The organism is Citrobacter sp. Marseille-Q5395 (genome assembly GCF_947057495.1).
Taxonomy (GTDB): domain Bacteria; phylum Pseudomonadota; class Gammaproteobacteria; order Enterobacterales; family Enterobacteriaceae; genus Citrobacter; species Citrobacter murliniae.
Window position 1 is genome coordinate 167,472 of the sequence record NZ_CAMSEL010000005.1, and the last position, 22,615, is coordinate 190,086.

Consider the following 22,615-nt stretch of genomic DNA (forward strand, 5'->3'; position numbering starts at 1 on the left):
CGGGTAATCTGTACCGTTCTACTGTAAACTGTGGCAAATCGTTTATTATATTACCTGGAATACGTTTACCCATGCTCAGTTATCGCCATAGCTATCACGCTGGCAACCACGCCGACGTCCTTAAACACACGGTTCAGAGTCTGATCATCGAGTCACTCAAAGAGAAAGAAAAACCGTTTCTCTATCTGGACACCCATGCTGGCGCTGGCCGTTATCAGCTGAGCGGTGAACATGCCGAGCGTACTGGCGAGTATCTGGAAGGCATCGCCCGTATCTGGCAACAGGACTCCCTCCCGGCTGAACTCGAACCCTATATTTCCGTCGTGCAACATTTCAACCGTAGTGGTCAGTTGCGCTATTACCCAGGATCTCCGCTGATTGCCCGCCAGTTGCTGCGCGAACAAGACAGCCTGCAATTAACTGAACTGCACCCGAGTGATTTTCCGCTGCTGCGCTCCGAATTCCAGAAAGACGAGCGTGCCCGCGTAGCCAAAGCTGACGGCTACCAGCAGTTAAAAGCAAAATTACCGCCGGTTTCCCGTCGCGGGTTGATCCTTATCGATCCACCGTACGAAATTAAAACCGACTATCAGGCCGTGGTTACCGGCATCAATGAAGGCTATAAGCGTTTCGCAACCGGCACCTATGCACTGTGGTATCCAGTGGTCCTGCGCCAGCAAATCAAGCGTATGGTGCACGATCTGGAAGCCACCGGCATCCGCCGCATCCTGCAGATTGAACTGGCGGTTCTCCCGGACAGCGATCGGCGCGGTATGACGGCTTCCGGCATGATTGTGATTAACCCGCCGTGGAAGCTGGAGCAGCAGATGAACAGCGTGCTACCGTGGCTGCACAGCAAACTGGTTCCGGCAGGAACCGGGCATACTTCGGTAAGCTGGATCGTGCCGGAGTAATCGCAGCCATCGGTGGAACCTTTCGATTTCAGGTATACAATCGCGAATATTTTGGCGGATGGCGAAACGCTTCTCCGCCCTACAATGAACATGAAGGAGCGGTCATGACCAAACACTATGATTACATCGCTATCGGCGGCGGCAGCGGCGGAATTGCCTCCATTAACCGCGCGGCAATGTACGGCCAAAAATGCGCATTGATTGAAGCCAAAGAACTGGGCGGCACCTGCGTCAACGTTGGCTGTGTACCGAAGAAAGTGATGTGGCATGCTGCTCAAATCCGGGAAGCGATCCATATGTATGGCCCGGACTACGGTTTCGATACCACCATCAACAAATTCGACTGGGACAAACTGATCGCCAGCCGCACCGCTTATATCGACCGTATTCACACCTCTTACGACAACGTGCTGGGTAAAAATAACGTTGATGTGATCAAAGGCTTCGCCCGCTTCGTTGATGCTAAAACCATTGAAGTAAACGGTGAAACCATCACTGCCGACCATATTTTGATTGCAACCGGTGGTCGCCCGAGCCACCCGAATATTCCCGGTGTGGAATACGGCATTGATTCAGATGGCTTCTTTGAACTGCCAGCCCTGCCGAAGCGCGTTGCGGTTGTCGGTGCGGGTTACATCGCCGTTGAGCTGGCTGGCGTAATTAACGGCCTGGGTGCAGAAACACACCTGTTCGTGCGTAAACATGCGCCGTTGCGCAGTTTTGACCCGATGATTGTTGAAACCCTGGTTGAAGTGATGAACGCCGAAGGCCCGACTCTGCATACGCATGCCATCCCGAAAGCAGTGGTTAAAAACGCAGACGGCAGCCTGACCCTGGAGCTAGAAGATGGTCGCAGCGAAACTGTGGATTGTCTGATTTGGGCAATCGGTCGCGAACCGGCAACCGATAATTTAAACCTGGCGGCAACAGGCGTGAAAACCAATGAAAAAGGTTATATCGTCGTTGATAAATTCCAGAATACTAACGTAAAAGGCATTTACGCTGTCGGTGATAACACGGGTGCCGTTGAACTGACACCTGTTGCCGTTGCCGCAGGTCGCCGTCTGTCCGAACGTCTGTTTAACAACAAACCGGACGAACATCTGGACTACAGCAACATCCCGACCGTGGTCTTCAGCCACCCGCCGATTGGTACTGTAGGCTTGACCGAACAGCAGGCTCGCGAACAGCATGGCGATGACCAGGTAAAAGTGTATAAATCATCGTTTACCGCGATGTACACCGCGGTGACAACTCATCGTCAGCCGTGCCGTATGAAGCTGGTTTGTGTAGGGCCGGAAGAGAAGATTGTCGGTATCCACGGCATCGGCTTTGGTATGGATGAAATGTTGCAGGGCTTCGCGGTCGCACTGAAAATGGGCGCAACCAAGAAAGACTTCGACAATACCGTTGCAATACACCCGACCGCAGCGGAAGAGTTTGTCACGATGCGTTAATATTGAAAACGCAGCTATACATGTTCTCAGCTCTGGAAAACTGGTTGTAAAAGGCCAGTTTTCCTTACTGAATAGTGTGTATATGTAAGCCCCCAGAATCATTGGGCCATTCACATTTGAAAGATCCATTCTCTATCAGTCATGACAAGGCGATATGACTGGCCGCAATGTATTCTGAAAGAAATAAAGTGTGAATGCTTACGTTCTCGATGCCTACAGTTTTAATAAGAGCCCGGTGATGACTGTGAGCGGCCTGGTGTGAAATACTGCGTGCTCTTACCCAGCGCATATAACGCTCCAGCCCCGCCGCAGCCATGCTCATACGCGCACGACCTGACAGCGTAGTATTTTCCGGGCAACTCCTGCTGAAATATCTGGCAACCTGCGCCGATCGCTCACGAAAACTTTTCGCTGATATTCTGGCGGGCCAGAAACAGGGCAACAATTTCGTTCCACTGCGGTAACGCAAACCGGGCAGAAAAAAAATAAGGTTGCAGTTCGTCTGCTTCAAATAACAGCACAGACGGCGATGCAACACCCTGTTCCGGACGAAAATATAGCAATCGCCACTACTGATCCCTGGGTTCTGATTTAGCAGTTCCTCAGGAGAAACAATGATTGCTTGCTGATGCTTTATTAACGCAGCAGCACCAAGCGCGAAATACTGATTATCTGAAATAATATATACAGCCTTCATTTTGAACATCCTATAAAAAAGCCGTCAACTACAGACTTGAGAACTATTTCGCAACTACCGTAATCTGGTAACGATAAAAAATTATAAGTAATAAAAATGAAACGCTTTTATATATTACAGGATATCTTCCACCCCAAATATAAGCTATATAATAATCAGGTCATGGTATAAAAAGACAACAAATAACAATTTATAAACAAATACATATAATCCGACGTAGCGGTATTTTTTCTTATTTCTGTACGTCTTCATCGTTTAAAATAAGTGTTACAAATAATTCGGGGCCGAGAGTATTGAAGATGAACCGAAAAATATACAGTTTTATTGATGTATGAGATGGTAGGCTTGTTGAAGTGTCGTCGAGTTGGCAGTCGCCAGAAATGAATTCGTTCCCCTACTGACCGTCGAATAGTAACAGTGACATGCGTCGGCGTTACGCTTACCAGGCCTAAAAGTCACGGCAATCAGTAGGCCGGATAGGGCATCAGCCGCCATCCGGCATTGTATTGATTACTTACTCTGCATATACGGCGTATAAACCCCGTTAAGGCTTTCAAGGAACGCAACGATATCGTCGATATCTTCCTGCGGGAGTTCTTTGCCAACCTGATAGCGCAGCATCAGTTTGACAGCACCATCGAGCGTTGGAACATCACCCCGGTGGAAATAAGGTGCCGTCAGTGCAACGTTACGCAATCCCGGTACTTTCTGGCGCAGTTTGTCACGTAATTCATTGGTAACATTCATACGGCCAATATCAGCGGCTGTCACTTCACCGAAATTAAAGTCCTTTTTCAAACCCAATGGTTCAAATGAACGTCCACCCAGAATAATACCGCCATGACAGGTCGCGCACTTGTTATCCTTAAACAACTGATAACCATGCTTTTGCTGGGCAGTTAACGCCGCTTCATCACCGCGTAACCACTTATCGAATGGCGAATTTGGCGTAATCAGCGTTTTCTCAAACTCAGCAATGGCATCGGTAATATTATCGCCGCTGAATCCCTGGGGGTAGACCGCGGTAAACTCTTGTTTCAGTAGCGGATCTTTATCCAGTTTCTGGATAATTTCATCCCAGGATTTCGATGCCATTTCAATCGGGTTCAACGGTGGACCGCCCGCCTGAGCCTGCAATGTCGGCGCACGACCATCCCAGAATTGTTCAACGTTAAAGACCGAGTTAAATACCGTCGGCGCATTAATAGGACCGACTGCACCACCCACACCAATTGACGTTTTTCTGCCATCCACGCCGCCCGCATTCAGGGCATGGCAGTGGGCACAAGAGATCGTACTGTCTCCGGATATACGCGGATCATGATAAAGCGTAAATCCAAGGGCCACTTTTTGGGCGTCAGTCGGGATGCTTTCCGGTATCGGCTGAACAGGTTCATTACGATGTTGAGGTGCGGTATCACGACTGGCGTAGTACTGCTCACGTTGTTTCGCGATCCAGCCAAGGATCTCTTCGCGCTCCGCATCACTCACCTTACCGGCCCAGTGCAGCGCGGTGTAGCGCGTCGGCGGCATGGTGTCATACTGCATTACCCATTCGATTTTATTCAGATCGCTTTGAGAGACTGGTTTATCCGCGACCAGCGCAGCACGAACAGCTTCAAGATTGAAAGATTTATATCCCAGTTGGATGTCGTAATTCATCAACTGTTTAGCGACAGGAAAAGAAGAATAAAAAGGCAATTCTGCCGAAGGCGTGTGGCAATAATCGCATCCTTTTTCGCGTAAAAAACCTAAAACTTTATTATTGGCTTCCAGTGTAGAGGCCTGAACATCAGCCTGTTTACTTCGTTGATTATCGTGGTACCACACATAACCGGATAATCCAAAATAACCGATCACGATGCCTGCTATAGCAATCGCGGTAAGACGGGTAATGATTTTCATTATTTTACCCTCACCGTTGTGAGTTATTGTGACCCAGAAAATTAAAATAATTAATGCGCAGTCTTTGTCAGACCTGACCATCATAGGAAATGAGGGGGATATTATTTTGATAAGTATCAATCAATTACATGGAGCAGAACTATCAATAGAATAGCCTGTGCCTATTATAAGCAGGAGCCACTACGTATTTCTGTTCACATATCGTTGCAATCGAATGTTCCGAAAATGAAATATATCTATTTTCGCATAATTAAAAATTACCCATTGTTATCATTGAGATACATTTATTCATTGATTCCTGAAAACCATAAAAGTGTGATTGAGCGCACGCTTTATCCATCAAATACCGAAGCGAATGTCTACGCTTAACAGACAGCCGGGCAATAGCCTTACCCTTTCCACATCCACCGGAGGTCTTTCTCATTATGCTCAACCAGAAACTATCCCACGCCCCTTCAGAAGAACTCACGATCGATGTCGATCTGCTTTATGAAATGGATCCGTGCGAGTTAAAGCTGGATGAAATGATTGAGGCAGAGCCCGAGCCAGAGATGATTGAAGGGCTACCCGCCTCTGATGCCCTGACGCCAGCCGATCGCTACCTTGAACTGTTTGAGCACGTCCAGTCGTCAAAACTGTTTGCCGACAGTAAAACATTCCCCGACTGCGCGCCCAAAATGGATCCGCTGGATATTCTTATCCGCTATCGCAAAGTCAGACGACATCGTGACTTTGATCTGAAACGCTTCGTCGAGAACCATTTCTGGCTACCGGAAACGCCCTCCAGTGAATACGTTTCCGACCCGGATAGCTCGCTGAAAGAGCATATCGACCAACTGTGGCCAGTACTAACGCGCGAGCCGCAGGATCACATTCCCTGGTCTTCGCTGCTGGCGTTGCCACAGTCGTATATTGTACCAGGCGGACGGTTTAGCGAAACCTACTATTGGGACTCCTACTTCACCATGCTGGGCCTGGCGGAGAGCGGCCGGGAAGATCTTCTGAAGTGTATGGCGGATAACTTTGCCTGGTTGATTGAAAACTATGGCCACATCCCAAACGGTAATCGCACTTACTATCTGAGTCGCTCTCAACCGCCGGTATTTGCGCTGATGGTGGAATTGTTTGAAGAGGATGGCGTGCGCGGTGCGCGTCGTTACCTGGATCACCTAAAAATGGAGTATGCGTTCTGGATGGATGGTGCCGACTCCCTGGTACTAAACCAGGCCTACCGCCACGTCATCAGAATGCCGGACGGTTCATTGCTCAACCGTTACTGGGACGATCGCGATACTCCTCGCGATGAATCCTGGCTCGAAGACGTAGAGACCGCCAAACATTCAGGTCGTCCCCCCAATGAGGTCTACCGAGATCTGCGTGCTGGCGCTGCCTCCGGTTGGGATTACTCCTCACGCTGGCTTCGCGATGCAGGTCGCCTTGCCAGTATACGCACCACCCAGTTCATCCCTATTGACCTGAACGCATTCCTGTACAAGCTGGAAAGTACCATTGCCAATATTTCCGCGCTAAAAGGCGATCGAGAAACCGAAGCGTTGTTCCGTCAGAAAGCGGGTGACCGCCGTACCGCCGTGAACCGCTATTTGTGGGACGATGAAAATGGCTGTTATCGTGATTACGACTGGCGCCGCGAACAAATGGCTCTCTTTTCTGCAGCCAGTATTGTGCCACTGTATGTAGGTATGGCGACCCATGAGCAAGCCGACCGACTCGCCAACGCAGTGCGTAGCCGCCTGCTAACACCCGGTGGAATTATGGCGACGGAATATGAAACTGGCGAGCAGTGGGATAAACCTAATGGCTGGGCGCCGTTGCAGTGGATGGCAATTCAGGGGTTCAAACTGTATGGTGATGACCACCTGGGGGATGAAATCGCCCGCAACTGGCTGAAAACAGTTAATATTTTTTACCAGGAGCATCACAAACTCATCGAGAAATACCACATCGCGGACGGCACGCCGCGAGAAGGCGGCGGCGGGGAATATCCGTTACAGGATGGCTTTGGCTGGACCAATGGCGTGGTCCGTCGCTTAATCGGCCTGTATGGGGAACCATAATCGCCTTACTGCCTGATAATGCAATACTTGTCAGGCAGTTAGTTAATCGCATCATAAAGCGCTGCGTGAATTTTCTGCCATTTTTTGTTCTCTGCGCTTGGCTCTGCGGCCACACGCAACTGAGCTTGTTCGGCGTTATATTGTTGACGTGCGACAACGTCCGGTACCGAGCAAAAACTTTTTAAATAGCTTTTATGCAGCGACGTTAAGGATGCTCCATTCGACATTGCGTGGCTTAGCGTACTCATAAACTGCTGACAAGGTTTAGCCTCATCCATCTGCGAGGGATAACGTAACAGCAGTTTCAGCACATCGGTATTGCCTGTCGAGAACGCCTGCTCCGTCCATGCCAGTTTCCAGTCCATACCGCCCTGCAAAAACAGTGACGTGACGCGAGTATCGTTGCGATCGATGGCAGCCCGCATATTGAATGAATCCCAGGAGATCCCCATTCGGGTCACCGTTTCCCGGGCGGAAGGCGCATCACGCCGCGGTTCTTCCTGCACAATTTCAACGGACTTCCCGGCGGACGCAAGCGGAGCAGGTGTACTGAAGAGCCAGAATGCCCCCAGCGATATCACCAGCACCATCACACCAACAGCAACCCACAGCATGCCCGAAATGAGCTGTTCACGTTCTTCTGCCGTACGCTTTGCCCGTTTATCTGGCGGATCGATACTGTCGGCGATTTCCTGTTTATCTCCCCCGGCCTGCTCATCTTTTTGCCTTGCCGTTTCCCAGAACTGGCGGACGAGGTCCTCATCTGATTCCAGATACGACGAGGGATTAGTACGGATACGCCGCTCTTCAAACGCCCGCTGCACAGGGTGCGTAATTTGCCCGTACTGGTGATTTAACAGCATCAATTGTACTGATGTCAGCGGCTGCTGAGCGATAACGCGGTTTCGTGCCTGACGGCAGTCATCCAGAAACATACGCAGCGTTAAGCGCGGTTCGACAAACAGTGTGAGCACCGAAGTATCATTAAAAATCTGGGTAAAGTGACGAACAAACAGCTTCTTATCAACAACCATCAGCGCCAGTTCGCTAAACATCATACCGTCCAGCGCATCACGCCCTTCACCCAGCTTTAGCCAGCGGCGCAGACGATCGGCGCCAAAATGCTGTTTCAGAAAACTGTTTAGCGGGTGTTGATCCGGCCATACCCGGGCGACGAGGGATTTTAGCGTTAACTCTATTGCACGTAGCTGGCGCTGGGCCTTTACCTGTGCGTCCTGACTCCCTGTGTCAAACTCGGTTTGATAGTTCAGCAGCGGCTGCTGCTGGCGCAAATGTTCCAGGGAGGCCACAAAGCGCAGCGCAGAAATCAGCTGATTTTCACTGACATCCTGACCACTTTCATACTGAGGCACATTCTGTTGAAGATGGCGCAATCGCAGGGTGAACTGGCTCAGTTGCGCATCATTCATCTGAAGCCGTCTGGCCACAATCCCCCAACCGCCTAAATTCAGCCGGGCCTGATCGAGTTGCTCCAGAAACCAGCGTGGATCCTTGCCCTCAGCGACGTGTACGCCTAACAGCAGTAAGATTTCCACCGATGCCTGGCGGATGATCCCCAAACAGTGTTCAAATGGCGTACATGTCGCCTGTAACGCGCTATTGGTCATTATCATCCCTAAAAGAGCCGCGAAAATGCGACTTCACAATGTATTTATTTATCTTTTTATAAAGCGGCACTCCACAGATGTGTGCCGTTGTAGACTAAAACATATTCATATACCAAATAGATACGTTTTACAGTGATAACCGCGTAATCGTTGAAAATTATTCAGGAGATAAGCCTGTGCCGGTATTAAAAACATCACGTCTTACCTGTCGCCCACTGGATCAAGGCGATTGGGCGTTCTTTTTAAAATTACAGCAAAACCCTGATGTGATGCGATTTGTCTCCGACGCACGCACTGAAGAAGATGTGCTGACGGTATTCAACTCACGTTTACCCGAGTGGTCTCCAGGAAGCCCACACTGGCTATGTCTGGTGGTTTGCGACAACGACACAGGGTTACCGCTTGGCGTCACTGGATATATTCATGAAAACAATGAATGTGCCGAAGTCGGTTTTTTGTTCGCGCCAGAAGCACAAGGTAAAGGATATGGCGCAGAATCCCTGCGTGCCATCTGCGACTTCGCGTTTACAATTGGAGGCCTACGCCGGTTGACGGCCTGCGTCACCGCAGGCAACCATGCTTCACGACATGTGCTGGAAAAGGTGGGATTCATTCATGAAGGCACGCTACGCGAAAGTTACTGGCTGCATCAAACCTGGCATGACGACTGGATTTTCGGCTTGTTAAAGCGTGAATACCTCTCACCAATGCCATAAGGCGTTTTACTGAAAAAACCGGCTGAATGGCAACTACTATAGCGAGCAGTTCTCTTTAGAATGATGATCTTTACATGAAGAGAGATCGGTATGCAGCTCCATTCAGCACATTTTACGCCGACCTGTATCGCATTTATTAAACAATGGCAGGGTCTGTCACTGGAAAAGTATCAGGACAAAAAGGGTATATGGGTCATTGGTTACGGGCATGAAATCACTGCAGATGAATACTTCGATAAACCTATTTCAGTCATGCAGGCAGATAAACTGCTGCTCGATGATTTGTATGCCTGCGAGGCATTAATACGGACGAAGTTGCCACAACTTAACGATCTGTTTCAGCAGGAAGCGCTTATTGCGTGGATACTCAGCATTGGGATGAAGCAATTTTGTACTTCAGAAATGGGGTCGCTCATATTTCACAGCCAGACACTTTCTGACTGTGAAATAAGTACCCGTTAGTATGATTCGTTTAACATCATTGCTGCCTGAGTACGGTTTTTTACCTCCAGCCGCTGATAAAGCGATTCAAGATGTGCTTTTACCGTCCCGGTACTGATATTTAACGCCCGACCAATTTGTTTATTAGATTCTCCGGCTGCCAGCATAGTCAGGATCTCTCGCTGACGTGCGCTTAACGCTTTTATATTCTGGTTACCGTTCTCTGATACCGCTAAGTAATCTCTGGGTAAAAACATCATACCCATCGCTACACTGTTGATCGCCAGCGTGAACGTTTCCGCGTCAGAATCGCGCGGGACAACCGCCAGTACGTTTAACTGAGTGACTTCCTGCAGCCATTTTTTTCGGCAATCTGTTGCCGTTATCAACACTTTTACCGCCGAAAATAGCTCCGCTATTCGCTGCAGTATTCCACGGCAGAATTCGCCATCAAGATCGCCGTCAAGCATCACCAGCGCATCAGGATTTTCTTCCAGTTTTCGCCAAAGGTCATCTGCCTGACTGACACCCTGAACATCCACTCCTGGAATACGTTGTTGTAAACTTACATTCATTCCATGAATAAATATTGACTGCCTGTCAAACATTATTACCTGCATTATTTCTCTCCGTCCAAATAAGATATTAGCCTTAACACGCGAAGGGTATTACCTACGGGGTAAAATAAGAACTCACCATTTGGCAGAGGCCATTCTACCGATGACAGGATAGGAAAGAAGCAGAAATTATAAATAGTTACAGCTCACAAAAAAGGATTACATAAAGCGTTTAAAATTACGTCAAAGCTTAAGGAACTTCTTATTTTTAGCGTTCAAAAATACCTTTGCAAATATTAATTTCTAAGAGTCTATAACGTTGGCTAAAAATAAGGAACCACGGATGATCGGAGAATATGTTACAAAACACAATATAGCATTAAGTGCTTACTCAGCAGGTACCGCGACCTACTGAATAAGCACCCTGCAGATTTACAGGAACATCCCGCCAGATACCTCGATACGCTGCGCTGTCATCCAGGCCAGGTCATCGCTGAGTAGTGCAGCAATGGCATCACCAATATCATCCGGTAATCCGACACGCCCCAGCGCCGTTTGCGAGGCGATATAGGCATTCAGCTGTGCATTGTCCCGTACGTTCCCACCGCTAAAATCAGTTTCTATCGCCCCTGGAGCAATAATATTTGCAGTAATCCCGCGCTCACCTAGCTCTTTGGCCTGGTAACGGGTTAACACTTCCATCGCCCCTTTCATGGCAGCATATGCACTGTAGCCAGGCAGGGCAAAACGCGATAATCCGGTCGAGACATTGAGGATCCTGCCCCCCTTTTTCATCAGCGGTAAAAGGCTCTGCGTCAGGAAAAAAGGCCCTTTAAAATGGATGTTCAAAAGTTGGTCAAATTGCGCTTCGGTGAATGCCGAATACGGCGCGTTAATGCCGATCCCGGCATTGTTCAATAAATAATCAAACCCATCGCTTTGCCACTGCGTCTGTAATGCTTCCTGCATCTGTTCAACAAACAGAGGGAAAGCGGAAATATCTCCGACATTCAACGACAATGCTGCTGCTTTGCCACCAGATTGCCTGATTTCATGCACAACCTGCTGCGCTTCTTTTTCATTGCTGTTCCACGTCAGAATAATACCAATTCCTTTGTTCGCCAGCTTCAGCGCCGCGTTTTTACCGAGTCCACGACCGCCACCGGTCACCAATGCGATACGTTGCGTCATAAGAAACCTCATTTCAGGTGTTGTGAAGATTGAGACAGAGCTTATTAGGTGTTAAAAAAACAATAAATATCGCTGATTACGCATTACTGTTTCATCCAGAACAACAATAAGGTATGGCAATGGATAAAATTCACGCAATGCAGTTGTTCATCCGCGTCGCAGAACTGGAAAGCTTTTCTCGCGCAGCGGAAACGCTCGGACTCCCTAAAGGTAGCGTATCGCGCCAGATACAGGCCCTGGAAAACTCGCTGGGTACGCAGCTTCTTCACCGCACCACCCGACGCGTACAGCTTACCCAGGACGGTATGATCTATTACGAACGTGCTAAAGATCTGCTGAGCAATCTGGATGAACTGGACGGGTTATTTCATCACGATCCGGCCAGCATCAGCGGTAAGCTGCGGGTTGATATGCCGGTTGGCGTCGCAAAGAATCTGGTAATACCCCGCCTGCCGGATTTTTTACATCAATACCCAGGTCTTGAAATTGAACTGAGCAGCAGCGATCGCCTGGTAGATTTGATTCGTGAACGTTTCGACTGTGTGGTGCGTGTTGGTACGTTAAAAGATTCCGGGCTAATTGCTCGCCCGCTGGGAAAACTAACGCAGGTTAACTGTGCCAGCCCACAATACCTGGCCCGTTTTGGCTATCCGGAAAGTCTGGAAGATTTGGCTTCACATGCGGTGGTGCATTACTCAGTGAATTTAGGCTCGCGTTCACAGGGTTTCGAGGTGGCGACAGAAAACGGCACAGAATGGGTGAAAACCGGCGGCATGCTGACGGTGAATAGCACCGAAACATACCATGCGGCATGCCTTGCCGGGTTAGGCATTATTCAGGTACCACGCATAGGTGTACGTGAGGCATTACGCGCCAGAACGCTGGTCGAAGTGTTGCCGCAGTATCGCCCAGAGCCTATGCCGGTTTCTTTATTGTATCCGCACCGTCGCAATCTCTCCCGTCGGGTACATCTGTTTATGGAATGGTTAACCGGCGTGATGAAAGACTATGTGGATTAGTCTGTTAGACCGATTTTCGGGATTCTGGCTTGAGCAGGCTATAATGACTCGAGTGCACAAAATAAGGACTACCGACCGGATGACGCAGGAACACGATGCAAAACACCCTACGCATACACAAGAACCAACTCCCACAACGCCTGAGAGCAACGCGAAGGCGAACCAGGCTCTGAAAACGGCCATAACCCTGGCGGAAAAGGTCCAGCGCCAACCTGTTATCGCCCACCTCATCCGCGCCACGGAGCGTTTTAATGACCGAATGGGGAATCAGTTTGGCGCAGCCATCACCTATTTCTCGTTCCTGTCGATGATTCCCATCCTGATGGTGTCGTTTGCCGCTGCCGGTTTTATTCTCGCGTCACATCCCACGTTGTTGCAGGATATCTTCAATAAAATCCTGATGAACGTCAGCGATCCTACCCTTGCGTCCACGCTGAAAAACACCATCAATACCGCCGTTCAACAACGTACCACCGTCGGTTTGGTGGGGCTTGGGATCGCGCTCTATTCCGGTATTAACTGGATGGGAAATCTACGTGAAGCTATTCGCGCCCAGTCGCGGGATGTCTGGGAGCGCACACCGCAGGATCAGGAAAAAATCTGGATAAAATACCTGCGCGATTTTGTCTCATTGATTGGTTTGCTGATTGCGCTGATCGTTACCCTCTCCATTACGTCTATCGCCGGTTCCGCTCAGCAGATGATTATCTCTGCACTTTATCTCGACGGTATCGAATGGCTGAAGCCAGCCTGGCGACTGATCGGCCTGGCTATCTCAATTTTTGCCAACTATTTGTTGTTCTTCTGGATATTCTGGCGATTGCCGCGCCACCGTCCGCGTAAGAGAGCGCTTATTCGCGGCACATTTATTGCGGCGCTTGGGTTTGAAGCGATTAAAATTATTATGACGTATATGCTGCCGTCGCTGGTGCAATCACCATCAGGTGCGGCGTTTGGCTCCGTGCTAGGGCTGATGGCATTCTTCTATTTCTTCGCCCGCCTGACCTTATTCTGCGCGGCCTGGATAGCAACAGCTGAATACAAAGATGACCCGCGCATGCCGGGGAAAACTCACCGCTAATTCTCATCCCAACAGCGGATTCGTGAGCCGCCTCCGGCTTACGTTCCGCAAGGATCTGTAGGCCAGATAAGATACCTGTATCTTCATCCGGTACTCTTTTCAGAATATAAATCCAGTACGTAACTTTTATTTAACCAAAAACCAGTTTTATTATCCAAGTTTTAAATTATGTGAAGCATTTCATGGAAGAGAAATCTTCAGCCTAAAAATTATCCCCTTTTTGACATATTTTTGACCAGACTCAACGCTTGTTACAGATTGAAATGTCTCTTTTGCTGTGCGTAATATGACCTTTCGTTCGACCAAAAATAAGAAAATATTATGCAAGCAACAGCCACAACGCTCGACAATGAACAGGAACACACGCCGGTCAACTCGCGCAATAAAGTCGTCGTCGCCTCACTTATTGGCACTGCCATTGAGTTCTTTGACTTCTATATATACGCGACCGCTGCAGTGATCGTGTTCCCCCATATCTTCTTCCCGCAGGGCGACCCAGCAGCGGCAACGCTTCAGTCTCTCGCGACCTTTGCCATCGCCTTTGTCGCACGGCCAATTGGTTCTGCCGTGTTCGGACATTTCGGTGACCGCGTAGGGCGCAAAGTGACACTGGTTGCGTCACTGCTCACCATGGGGATTTCTACGGTCGTCATTGGTCTGCTGCCGGGTTATGAAACTATCGGTATTTTTGCACCACTACTGCTGGCACTGGCACGTTTTGGTCAGGGTTTGGGACTTGGTGGCGAATGGGGCGGCGCAGCGTTGCTGGCAACGGAAAACGCCCCTCCGCGTAAACGCGCGTTGTACGGCTCGTTCCCACAGCTGGGCGCACCTATCGGCTTCTTCTTTGCCAACGGCACGTTCCTGTTGCTCTCCTGGCTGCTTACCGATGAGCAGTTTATGAGCTGGGGCTGGCGCATACCGTTTATCTTTTCTGCTGTGCTGGTGATCATCGGCCTGTACGTTCGTGTTTCGCTGCATGAGTCGCCAGTTTTCGCTAAAGTGGCTGCGGCGAAAAAGCAGGTTAAAATCCCGCTGGGTACCTTGCTGACAAAACATGTACGCGTAACGATCCTCGGTACGTTTATCATGCTGGCAACCTATACACTGTTCTATATCATGACCGTCTATTCAATGACGTTCAGTACCGCAGCTGCCCCGGTGGGTCTTGGCTTGCCGCGTAATGAAGTGTTGTGGATGTTGATGATGGCGGTGATTGGCTTTGGCGTAATGGTTCCCGTGGCGGGACTGTTGGCCGACGCGTTTGGTCGTCGCAAGAGTATGCTTATCATCACGACGCTTATCATTTTGTTCGCGCTGTTCGCCTTTAAACCGTTGCTGGGTTCCGGCAATCCGGCGCTGGTGTTCGCTTTCTTGTTGCTGGGGTTAAGCCTGATGGGGCTGACATTCGGCCCGATGGGCGCGCTGCTACCAGAGCTCTTCCCGACCGAGGTTCGCTACACTGGCGCATCATTTTCGTATAACGTTTCGTCAATCCTTGGGGCTTCCGTTGCTCCGTATATTGCCGCCTGGTTGCAGGGAAACTATGGTCTGCCAGCGGTCGGCATTTACCTGGCGTCAATGGCGACATTAACGCTGATAGCACTGTTGTTAACCCACGAAACACGCCACCAGTCGTTATAATTTGCTTGCCGGATAGCGGTGCTATCCGGCAATTCTCTTCTGCAATCACTTCTTCATCTGCGACAAAATAGTTCTGCACTGGTTGGCCTCACCTTCAGAGGGTGAAATCAGCGCCAGCAGGGCAGCCGCAGGTGTGACTAAGGTTGCCAGCGCTGCGGCAACCGCGCCACGCGCAATCAGCGGCCCGGCTTTCACCCCTGCCTGTGGATCCTTGAATGTCCCGCGAACATACAGCGGTGAACGCAGGGTGATAATACGGATACCTTTACTCTCGGGATCAATGGTTAAATCCAGCTGTTCAGAGGCAAAGCTCGCGGTTCCGGTCACATTGATGACCGCATTTTCGGTATCGAACGCAAAAATCTGCGGACGCGCAACACCATTGACGATATCCAGATTCGCCGCCGCACAGTTCACCCGGACCTCGTCATCACCGAATATCTGCCCGACAATATAGTTACCCAGATTCAGTCCAACAATCTCCATCAGATTTCGACTGATAAGACCATCATTCATCAGCAGCTTCAGATTGCCATTACTATTACCAAGCAGTGCCGCCACTGAATTCCCGCTACCGCTAAATCTGGCGTCTCCGTTCATTTCGCCCAACGTTTTCTGCATCAGTTCCACATCCGGCATTAGCTCTTTCAGCTTCAGGCGGCGAGCCTGTATATCCGCACTTCCTTGCATCGGCTTTTTATTCCCTTGCAAATGGATGCTTGAAACAATGCTGCCCCCCGCCAGACCAAATTTCAGCGGCTGCAACCGCAAGTCGGCATTTTTCAGGATGATATGAGTGGAGAGATCGCTGATGGGCAGGCTACTGCCGTGCTCAATACGTCGTCCTTTAAAACGCACGTCAGCGTCCATCACGTTCCATTTATCGGTTTCGAAGCGGTCGTATGGCAACACTTTACCCGCAGGCTGAACGCTTTTTTCACCTTTGCGTTGTTCAGATTTTTTCGCCCGCTCCGCACCTTTCCCGGAGTCCACGCCAATCAGTGGTCCCAAATCAGCTAACCGCAACTGGCGCGACTCAACATCGCCTTCCAGCTTCGGACGCGGCTTACCAGTGGTATAGGCGAGCGTGCCGTGAATATCGCTGTCGCCAATGCGGCCATTAAAATCACGATAATTAAAAACTGAAGATTTGCCGGTATCGATTTTTGCCACCAAGCGCCCGTCAGTTTCAAATGGTGGGGTGTCCGGCAGAAGTACCCCCGTCAAATCGTACAAATCCCCTAATGAATCACCTGAGAATTTAAGCTGGAGATCCACGCCCCCCATCTTCATCGGATCCTTCACCGTCCCTGTAAACGCCACACGCGTGTTACTCGAACGGAAATCGGCCTGTACCGGGAAAGGCGTACCTTCCCCCCGTAATGCCAGCATTCCACCTATTTTCCCTGTGCCGGTTAGCGGTTCGCCGTTATATCGCCCTTGCGCTTTCAGACCAAAAACGTAGTCTCCGACGCTGACGCTACTCTCTTTTCTTTTCGTTCCGGTCACTTCACTAAAGGGAAGCGGCTTGCCCAACGGATCGACCAGAATTTCAATCTCAGAGCGAGTCACCTTATCGTTGATGGCTATGCGCCCCTGATCGAACAGAATGTTATCCAGACGAAAAGACCAGGCAGACGGCGAAGTATTGGGTTCGCGATTGTCATCTCCCGCCAGGGTAAAGGTCCAGTTGTTGTTTTTCTCCGACAGGCGGATAAGTCGTGCATCCGGTTTCACCAGCTTGATCCACGGTAGCCAGATGGTTTTCGTCAACAAAGCCAATGGGGCAAGCGTCGCTTCAACACGGGGAAGATGTACCATCGTGACATCAGGAATATCTGGCGGGTTGCCGAGGATGATATCTTCAGCATGAACATGCGGCCACGGAATCCAGCTTCGCCAGCCGGTCTCCTGCTTCTGGCGCTCCCAGACAACGCCTAAATCCCCCCGAATGGCGAATGGTCGGTTAAGTTCAGTAGAGACTTTCTGGTTGATGGTCGGTTTGAGCCGGTTCCAGTCAAATGTCGCAATCACCATGATGAGTACGACGATCAACAACAAGAAAACCCCTGATACTATGGCGGTTATTTTGCCTGCTTTCGTCATATATTACGTCCTCGTTTCCATCCTTGCCTGTCCTAAAGATAGTCCAGCAGGGCAAAAGGAGACACGCTACGACTATATCAAAGCGACAAGATCACCTCTTCAAGGGTATCCAGTGGGACCGGGCGAGAGAGGAAATAGCCCTGTGCGGCGAAAGCCGGTGAGTTTTGCACATCACGCCACTCTTCCAGCGTTTCTACACCTTCGACGATCACGCCACGGCAATAGCGGTTCATTAACTGTAATAACAGCGTGAACAGGTTCCGACCTTCCGGCGTCTGGCGCAGCATAACAAACAGGTCCCGCGCCACTTTAATGTAGTCATAACTGACTTCGCTGAGGGCCGAAAAATTCGCCATTCCGGTACCAAAATCATCCAGCCAGAGTGGCCCGAACTCGCACATAGAGGCGAAAGACGATCCCTTCGGCAGGCGAATATGCTCCACCAGCTCGAATCGCAGCCAGGGCAGGCATTCGATGATTTTCAGTATTTCAGCCTCCTGGCGCATCGCAATTAACGTCGGTCCATCAACATTCACTGACGCCAGCAGACCGTGGGCCCTGAAAAATTCGCCTTTTAACTGCAACTGGTGAAGCTGCTCTTTCACCACGTCAACCCGATGTCGAACGGCCACTTCAGCAAAATAACGATCCGGCGCAATACGGTGGGAAGGGTTATCAGGATGGCTCACGACAGTCAGCAGCTCAACGGCCATCAGTCGCCCATTGGTCTGGTAAATCGGCTGATAGGTGTAAGCACGCTCGCACTGCAGCCAATAGCGTCGCTCAAGCAAGCTTTCGATACTCGCATCAGGCGTAATTAGCTGCTGGGTAACCTGCTTTATCATCTGAGGTGTCCTGTAAATAAGAGTGTGACTGACCGGACTCGTCAAAGGTTATCGGCGCTCGGGCGCAGAACTTTACGTTCAGCGCAACGCAAAATAAAAAACTAAGCGGCAAAAATCACACAGAACACGTGCTGGCTCAAAAAATTAATGGAACGATGTTTTAATATAGTTGACCACATACTACCCACAGCGCACACTAACGCTAATTTTTTTCAGAGCAGGTTACGACTATGTCCAGAAAGATTGCCGTGATTGGCGAATGCATGATTGAGCTGTCACAGAAAGGTGCTGATGTTCAGCGCGGATTCGGTGGCGACACGTTGAATACATCCGTTTATATCGCCCGTCAGGTCGATTCTGCGGCACTTTCCGTACACTATGTGACGGCGCTGGGCACTGACAGTTTCAGCCAACAAATGCTGGAATCCTGGCACAGCGAAAACGTCGATACCTCTTTAACGCAGCGTATGGAAAATCGCCTCCCAGGTCTCTATTACATTGAGACAGACAACACCGGTGAACGCACCTTCTATTACTGGCGTAATGAAGCTGCGGCAAAATTCTGGCTGGAGAGTGAACAGTCTGCCGCCATTTGCGAAGAACTGGCCACATTCGACTACCTGTATCTGAGTGGAATAAGCCTGGCGATATTAAGCCCATCCAGCCGTGAGAAGCTGCTATCGCTGCTCCGCGAATGCCGCGCCAACGGTGGAAAAGTCATATTTGACAACAACTACCGTCCACGTCTGTGGAGCAGTAAAGAAGAGACGCAGCAGGTGTATCAGCAGATGCTGGAATGCACCAATATCGCGTTCCTGACGCTGGATGATGAAGACGCATTGTGGGGCGAAAAACCCGTTACCGAGGTGATTGCCCGCACTCACGCAGCTGGTGTGCAGGAAGTGGTTGTGAAGCGTGGCGCAGACTCTTGCCTTGTTTCCATCGCTGGCGAAGAACTCATTGATGTACCGGCTGTAAAATTACCGAAAGAGAAGGTCATTGATACCACGGCTGCTGGAGACTCCTTCAGCGCAGGATATCTGGCAGTACGCTTAACCGGTGGCGATGCCGCAGAAGCCGCCAAACGCGGCCACCTGACAGCAAGCACTGTTATTCAGCATCGTGGGGCGATTATTCCACGCGACGCAATGCCACAATAGAATGTCACGCTAGTTTTGTTCACCCTCTCCCAACCGGGAGAGGGAAATTCCTGCTTATTGCACCGGCGGAATATCCGTCACTTCAGGATGAGCCTCATCCGTTTCAACAGCAGTCGCCGCGGTCGTCACAGGAGCCATGATTTGATCCCACGTAGCCTGCAAGTCCTTCATATTGAATTCAGGTTCACCTTTCGGCTGGAGCAGAATTAACGCCATCTCTTGCGATAATTGCTGGCGTAGGTTCTGGTTCAACATTTCGACGGTCAGGCCGTTGAGGAAGTTCTGGCGTAAACGCTGGTACTGCTCTGGCGCGATATCCACTACCTGATTTTGCAGCGAACGCAGCCGCTGGCTGATCAAAATATCGGTATCGGTACGACCATAGGTGGCAAACAGTTTCTGCAGCTCCAGATTCTTTTGCGCCACCAGCGCATTGAACTCTTCTTCCGGTAGACCTTTATCACGCACTTTCGCCAGTTCACGCGCGACCATGCCCAAATTCGCGTTCAGTTTATCGTTCGGAGACTCAACGTTAATGGCGCACTGCGCGCGCAGGAACAGAACCCGACAGTCAAAACCAAGGCCGATATCTTTCGCGTTATTTTTGGTTAGCGTTTGCTGAATATGCCAGAACAGCGCCTCACGGGCTAAATCAGCACGCCAGTAGCGCAACAGCGCGGAGGATTCGCGGATAGGCTGCCACGGTGTATCCCACATGATGGAAAGGCGATCCTGACGCACTGCATCGGTCATAATGCTAACCGCTTCGGCACGCAGTGGAGAGAGCGTAGGTACTGGTGCCGGCGTTTCGCGTTTTCCTTTTAACTCACCAAAGGTTTTATTGATTTGCTCAGCCACGCTGCGCGCATCAACGTTACCGACGATAATCAGCGTCATGGCATCCGGGGTATACCATTTCTGATAGAACGACTGAATTTTCGCCGCATCAATTGGTGTTTTCAGCGGATCGGCGGGATCATGTCCCAACAGCGTCGATCCCTTCAGACGATAACGCCACCACCCTTCTTTGGTATCCATAGGCCAGGTCGCAACCATATCTTCGCTATTCAGCGCATGATTGACCGTTTCAGGCGTGATGGTCAGCTTGCCGGAAATGTTCGCCAGATAAGATAACGACTCTTTCAGCAGGTCATTGCGGCTGTTAGGCAAACTGAGGTTATACAGTGTGGAATCATAGGAAACGATAACGGGCGGCATGGGACGTTTTGGATCGAACCCCTGCTGCCACAATGAACGGGCTTGCGCGGCATCCAGACCACCGCTTTGCGTCAGCGCAATGCGAGGGATCGCATGGCTGAAACCACTCTGTTGCGTACTTTCGGTGAGTGAACCGGTATTAACCAGCAGGCGAACCTCTATGCGGTCGCTGGGACGCTGGGGCGTGGCGAGAACTTGCCACTGTAAGCCATTTGCCAGCGTGCCCTGTTGCCACGCCGGGTCAGGCTGGAGCGCATCTGCCTGCACATAGCCGGCAGAGGCCATCATCAGCAAGCCGCCCGCTAAAAGTCGAATTTTTGTGCCCTGCATGTGAACCCCTGATCAACAATCCTGGTAATAAAAAGACAGTCCTGAAAGGACTCTCTGAATATGACGTTAAAAACACTTCGTGTTAGACCGCGAGAACATAAAAATGTCACGGAAGAAGTGAAAAAATCCCAAAGCCATCGTATTGATGAATTCGGGCACAGGGGTCAATTATGCGCAGGAGCCCGTAGCCCTACAAGGGACTACGGGCATAAGTGACGAGATTAAGAGGATAATTCGTGCGTTTTGCCATCCGGCGCACGATTATTCAGCACATCATCCAGCTTTTTGTGGTCCAGTTCTTTCACCCATTTAGCAACGACAACCGTTGCCACACCGTTACCAACCAGGTTGGTCAGCGCACGGGCTTCAGACATGAATCGGTCAATACCAAGAATCAACGCCAGACCGGCAACCGGCAAATGACCCACGGCGGAGATAGTCGCAGCCAGAACAATAAAGCCGCTTCCGGTAACACCCGCAGCCCCTTTCGAGGAGAGCAGCAGCACCACCAGCAGAGTTATCTGATGGAAGATATCCATATGACTGTTCGTTGCCTGCGCGATAAATACCGCCGCCATCGTCAGATAGATCGACGTACCATCAAGGTTAAACGAGTAGCCTGTAGGGATAACCAGTCCGACCACCGACTTCCGACAGCCCAGCTTTTCCATCTTATCGAGCATACGCGGCAGCGCCGACTCGGAAGAAGATGTGCCCAGAACGATCAACAGTTCTTCACGGATATAGCGGATGAACTTGAAGATGCTAAAGCCGGTTGCACGGGCAATCGATCCCAGCACCACCACCACAAACAGAATACAGGTGATGTAGAAGCAGATAATCAGCTGACCCAACTGTACCAGCGTTCCGACGCCATATTTACCGATGGTAAAGGCCATGGCACCGAAAGCACCGATTGGCGCCAGGCGCATGATCATGTTGATGATGCCGAAAATGACCTGCGAGAAGCTTTCAATTACGTTGAAAATCATCTGGCCTTTGCTGCCCAGACGATGCAGAGCAAAACCAAACATTACCGCAAACAGCAATACCTGCAGGATGTTGCCACTGGCGAACGCCCCAATGACGCTACCCGGGATAATATCCATCAGGAAGCCCACAATCCCCTGGTCTTTTGCCTGTTCAGCGTAAATCGCTACTGCTTTAGCATCCAGCGTCGCCGGATCGACGTTCATCCCGGCACCAGGTTGCACCACGTTGACGATGATAAGACCGATGATCAGTGCAATTGTACTGACCACTTCAAAATAAAGCAGTGCAACCGCACCGGTGCGGCCTACTGCTTTCATACTTTCCATACCTGCAATGCCGGTGACGACAGTACAGAAGATGACAGGTGCGATGACCATCTTAATAAGCTTAACGAACGCGTCGCCAAGCGGTTTCATTTGGGCGCCTAATTCAGGGTAGTAATGGCCAAGGAGAATACCAATGGCAATTGCTGTCAGGACCTGAAAGTAAAGGCTTTTGAAGATAGAGGTTTTCATAGGGTGTCCTTAAAGTAAAAACCACAGGTCTTGTAAGGTTTTATTTAACCTGCGGCCTTAAAGTAACACCCACACAACATCACAGAAATGTACAAAGATCATAATTGATACAAAAATGTTAAA

The 22,615-nt window shown here is 50.2% G+C and carries 18 protein-coding genes; 9 read left to right on the top strand and 9 right to left on the bottom strand.

What is annotated here, in order from left to right; translation table 11 throughout:
• Positions 1 to 71 precede the first annotated feature (71 nt).
• Both OH663_RS07025 and gorA read left to right on the top strand, forming a co-directional pair.
• Positions 72 to 914, top strand: coding sequence for a 23S rRNA (adenine(2030)-N(6))-methyltransferase RlmJ (locus tag OH663_RS07025; protein WP_045448618.1), 843 nt, complete (start codon positions 72 to 74; stop codon positions 912 to 914).
• A 104-nt stretch (positions 915 to 1,018) separates the two neighbouring features.
• The gene (gorA, locus tag OH663_RS07030) at positions 1,019 to 2,371 is read left to right on the top strand and encodes a glutathione-disulfide reductase (protein WP_200011338.1); all 1,353 of its coding nucleotides are present in this window, start codon (positions 1,019 to 1,021) and stop codon (positions 2,369 to 2,371) included.
• A gap of 139 nt (positions 2,372 to 2,510) precedes the next feature.
• Here gorA and OH663_RS07035 read toward each other — a convergent pair whose 3' ends face one another.
• Complete coding sequence (locus OH663_RS07035; protein ID WP_200011335.1) at positions 2,511 to 3,068, bottom strand: hypothetical protein; 558 nt, start codon at positions 3,066 to 3,068, stop codon at positions 2,511 to 2,513.
• A 510-nt stretch (positions 3,069 to 3,578) separates the two neighbouring features.
• Complete coding sequence (locus tag OH663_RS07040; protein ID WP_045448622.1) at positions 3,579 to 4,973, bottom strand: cytochrome-c peroxidase; 1,395 nt, start codon at positions 4,971 to 4,973, stop codon at positions 3,579 to 3,581.
• Positions 4,974 to 5,398: 425 nt separating this feature from the next.
• On the opposite strand from OH663_RS07040, the gene OH663_RS07045 reads away from it, so the two are divergent.
• Positions 5,399 to 7,048: an alpha,alpha-trehalase gene (locus tag OH663_RS07045; RefSeq protein ID WP_045448623.1), complete on the top strand. Its 1,650-nt coding sequence runs from the start codon at positions 5,399 to 5,401 to the stop codon at positions 7,046 to 7,048.
• A gap of 38 nt (positions 7,049 to 7,086) precedes the next feature.
• Here the strand turns inward: OH663_RS07045 and OH663_RS07050 are convergent, their stop codons facing one another.
• Positions 7,087 to 8,676 (bottom strand): STY4199 family HEPN domain-containing protein, encoded by a 1,590-nt coding sequence (locus OH663_RS07050; RefSeq protein WP_048223010.1) that lies wholly within the window; start codon positions 8,674 to 8,676, stop codon positions 7,087 to 7,089.
• Between the two features lie 176 nt (positions 8,677 to 8,852).
• Here OH663_RS07050 and OH663_RS07055 point away from each other — a divergent pair, with 176 nt between their 5' ends.
• A complete protein-coding gene (locus OH663_RS07055) occupies positions 8,853 to 9,392 on the top strand; it encodes a GNAT family N-acetyltransferase (RefSeq protein ID WP_045448627.1) in 540 nt (179 codons plus the stop codon).
• A 90-nt stretch (positions 9,393 to 9,482) separates the two neighbouring features.
• The gene (locus OH663_RS07060) at positions 9,483 to 9,854 is read left to right on the top strand and encodes a glycoside hydrolase family protein (protein ID WP_045448629.1); all 372 of its coding nucleotides are present in this window, start codon (positions 9,483 to 9,485) and stop codon (positions 9,852 to 9,854) included.
• On the opposite strand, the gene OH663_RS07065 is transcribed toward OH663_RS07060, so the two are convergent.
• Together OH663_RS07065 and OH663_RS07070 are read right to left on the bottom strand one after the other, a co-directional pair.
• A complete protein-coding gene (locus OH663_RS07065) occupies positions 9,851 to 10,453 on the bottom strand; it encodes a helix-turn-helix transcriptional regulator (protein WP_045448631.1) in 603 nt (200 codons plus the stop codon). The genes OH663_RS07060 and OH663_RS07065 overlap by 4 nt on opposite strands.
• A 369-nt stretch (positions 10,454 to 10,822) precedes the next feature.
• On the bottom strand, positions 10,823 to 11,581 hold the full coding sequence (locus OH663_RS07070; protein WP_045448633.1) for an SDR family NAD(P)-dependent oxidoreductase: 759 nt from the start codon (positions 11,579 to 11,581) through the stop codon (positions 10,823 to 10,825).
• A gap of 119 nt (positions 11,582 to 11,700) precedes the next feature.
• On the opposite strand from OH663_RS07070, the gene OH663_RS07075 reads away from it, so the two are divergent.
• From OH663_RS07075 to OH663_RS07085, 3 genes are all read left to right on the top strand, one after another.
• The gene (locus OH663_RS07075; protein WP_200011331.1) at positions 11,701 to 12,600 is read left to right on the top strand and encodes a LysR family transcriptional regulator; all 900 of its coding nucleotides are present in this window, start codon (positions 11,701 to 11,703) and stop codon (positions 12,598 to 12,600) included.
• A 79-nt stretch (positions 12,601 to 12,679) separates the two neighbouring features.
• Positions 12,680 to 13,681 (top strand): inner membrane protein YhjD, encoded by a 1,002-nt coding sequence (gene yhjD, locus OH663_RS07080; protein ID WP_045448637.1) that lies wholly within the window; start codon positions 12,680 to 12,682, stop codon positions 13,679 to 13,681.
• A gap of 321 nt (positions 13,682 to 14,002) precedes the next feature.
• Positions 14,003 to 15,325 (top strand): MFS transporter, encoded by a 1,323-nt coding sequence (locus tag OH663_RS07085; protein WP_045448639.1) that lies wholly within the window; start codon positions 14,003 to 14,005, stop codon positions 15,323 to 15,325.
• Positions 15,326 to 15,370: 45 nt separating this feature from the next.
• Here OH663_RS07085 and OH663_RS07090 read toward each other — a convergent pair whose 3' ends face one another.
• Both OH663_RS07090 and pdeH read right to left on the bottom strand, forming a co-directional pair.
• The gene (locus OH663_RS07090) at positions 15,371 to 17,431 is read right to left on the bottom strand and encodes an AsmA family protein (RefSeq protein ID WP_200011329.1); all 2,061 of its coding nucleotides are present in this window, start codon (positions 17,429 to 17,431) and stop codon (positions 15,371 to 15,373) included.
• A 77-nt stretch (positions 17,432 to 17,508) separates the two neighbouring features.
• The gene (gene pdeH, locus OH663_RS07095) at positions 17,509 to 18,276 is read right to left on the bottom strand and encodes a cyclic-guanylate-specific phosphodiesterase (protein ID WP_045448643.1); all 768 of its coding nucleotides are present in this window, start codon (positions 18,274 to 18,276) and stop codon (positions 17,509 to 17,511) included.
• A 230-nt stretch (positions 18,277 to 18,506) separates the two neighbouring features.
• Here pdeH and kdgK point away from each other — a divergent pair, with 230 nt between their 5' ends.
• Positions 18,507 to 19,436, top strand: a complete 930-nt coding sequence (gene kdgK / locus OH663_RS07100) for a 2-dehydro-3-deoxygluconokinase (RefSeq protein WP_045448645.1) — start codon at positions 18,507 to 18,509, stop codon at positions 19,434 to 19,436.
• 54 nt (positions 19,437 to 19,490) lie between these two features.
• On the opposite strand, the gene OH663_RS07105 is transcribed toward kdgK, so the two are convergent.
• Positions 19,491 to 20,984 carry a M16 family metallopeptidase gene (locus OH663_RS07105; protein WP_045448650.1) on the bottom strand — a complete coding sequence of 498 codons (1,494 nt, stop codon included), beginning with the start codon at positions 20,982 to 20,984 and terminating at the stop codon, positions 19,491 to 19,493.
• Positions 20,985 to 21,205: 221 nt separating this feature from the next.
• A complete protein-coding gene (gene dctA / locus OH663_RS07110; protein ID WP_045448651.1) occupies positions 21,206 to 22,492 on the bottom strand; it encodes a C4-dicarboxylate transporter DctC in 1,287 nt (428 codons plus the stop codon).
• Positions 22,493 to 22,615 lie beyond the last annotated feature (123 nt).

What these genes read in the sequence shown, in the direction of transcription:
- OH663_RS07060 (WP_045448629.1), top strand. Translation starts at nt 9,483, where the DNA reads ATGCAGCTCCATTCAGCACATTTTACGCCGACCTGTATCGCATTTATT.
- OH663_RS07025 (WP_045448618.1), top strand. Translation starts at nt 72, where the DNA reads ATGCTCAGTTATCGCCATAGCTATCACGCTGGCAACCACGCCGACGTC.
- kdgK (WP_045448645.1), top strand. Translation starts at nt 18,507, where the DNA reads ATGTCCAGAAAGATTGCCGTGATTGGCGAATGCATGATTGAGCTGTCA.
- OH663_RS07040 (WP_045448622.1), bottom strand. Translation starts at nt 4,973, where the DNA reads ATGAAAATCATTACCCGTCTTACCGCGATTGCTATAGCAGGCATCGTG.
- OH663_RS07075 (WP_200011331.1), top strand. Translation starts at nt 11,701, where the DNA reads ATGGATAAAATTCACGCAATGCAGTTGTTCATCCGCGTCGCAGAACTG.
- dctA (WP_045448651.1), bottom strand. Translation starts at nt 22,492, where the DNA reads ATGAAAACCTCTATCTTCAAAAGCCTTTACTTTCAGGTCCTGACAGCA.
- gorA (WP_200011338.1), top strand. Translation starts at nt 1,019, where the DNA reads ATGACCAAACACTATGATTACATCGCTATCGGCGGCGGCAGCGGCGGA.
- pdeH (WP_045448643.1), bottom strand. Translation starts at nt 18,276, where the DNA reads ATGATAAAGCAGGTTACCCAGCAGCTAATTACGCCTGATGCGAGTATC.
- OH663_RS07070 (WP_045448633.1), bottom strand. Translation starts at nt 11,581, where the DNA reads ATGACGCAACGTATCGCATTGGTGACCGGTGGCGGTCGTGGACTCGGT.
- OH663_RS07105 (WP_045448650.1), bottom strand. Translation starts at nt 20,984, where the DNA reads ATGCAGGGCACAAAAATTCGACTTTTAGCGGGCGGCTTGCTGATGATG.
- OH663_RS07045 (WP_045448623.1), top strand. Translation starts at nt 5,399, where the DNA reads ATGCTCAACCAGAAACTATCCCACGCCCCTTCAGAAGAACTCACGATC.
- OH663_RS07085 (WP_045448639.1), top strand. Translation starts at nt 14,003, where the DNA reads ATGCAAGCAACAGCCACAACGCTCGACAATGAACAGGAACACACGCCG.
- OH663_RS07035 (WP_200011335.1), bottom strand. Translation starts at nt 3,068, where the DNA reads ATGAAGGCTGTATATATTATTTCAGATAATCAGTATTTCGCGCTTGGT.
- OH663_RS07065 (WP_045448631.1), bottom strand. Translation starts at nt 10,453, where the DNA reads ATGCAGGTAATAATGTTTGACAGGCAGTCAATATTTATTCATGGAATG.
- yhjD (WP_045448637.1), top strand. Translation starts at nt 12,680, where the DNA reads ATGACGCAGGAACACGATGCAAAACACCCTACGCATACACAAGAACCA.
- OH663_RS07090 (WP_200011329.1), bottom strand. Translation starts at nt 17,431, where the DNA reads ATGACGAAAGCAGGCAAAATAACCGCCATAGTATCAGGGGTTTTCTTG.
- OH663_RS07050 (WP_048223010.1), bottom strand. Translation starts at nt 8,676, where the DNA reads ATGACCAATAGCGCGTTACAGGCGACATGTACGCCATTTGAACACTGT.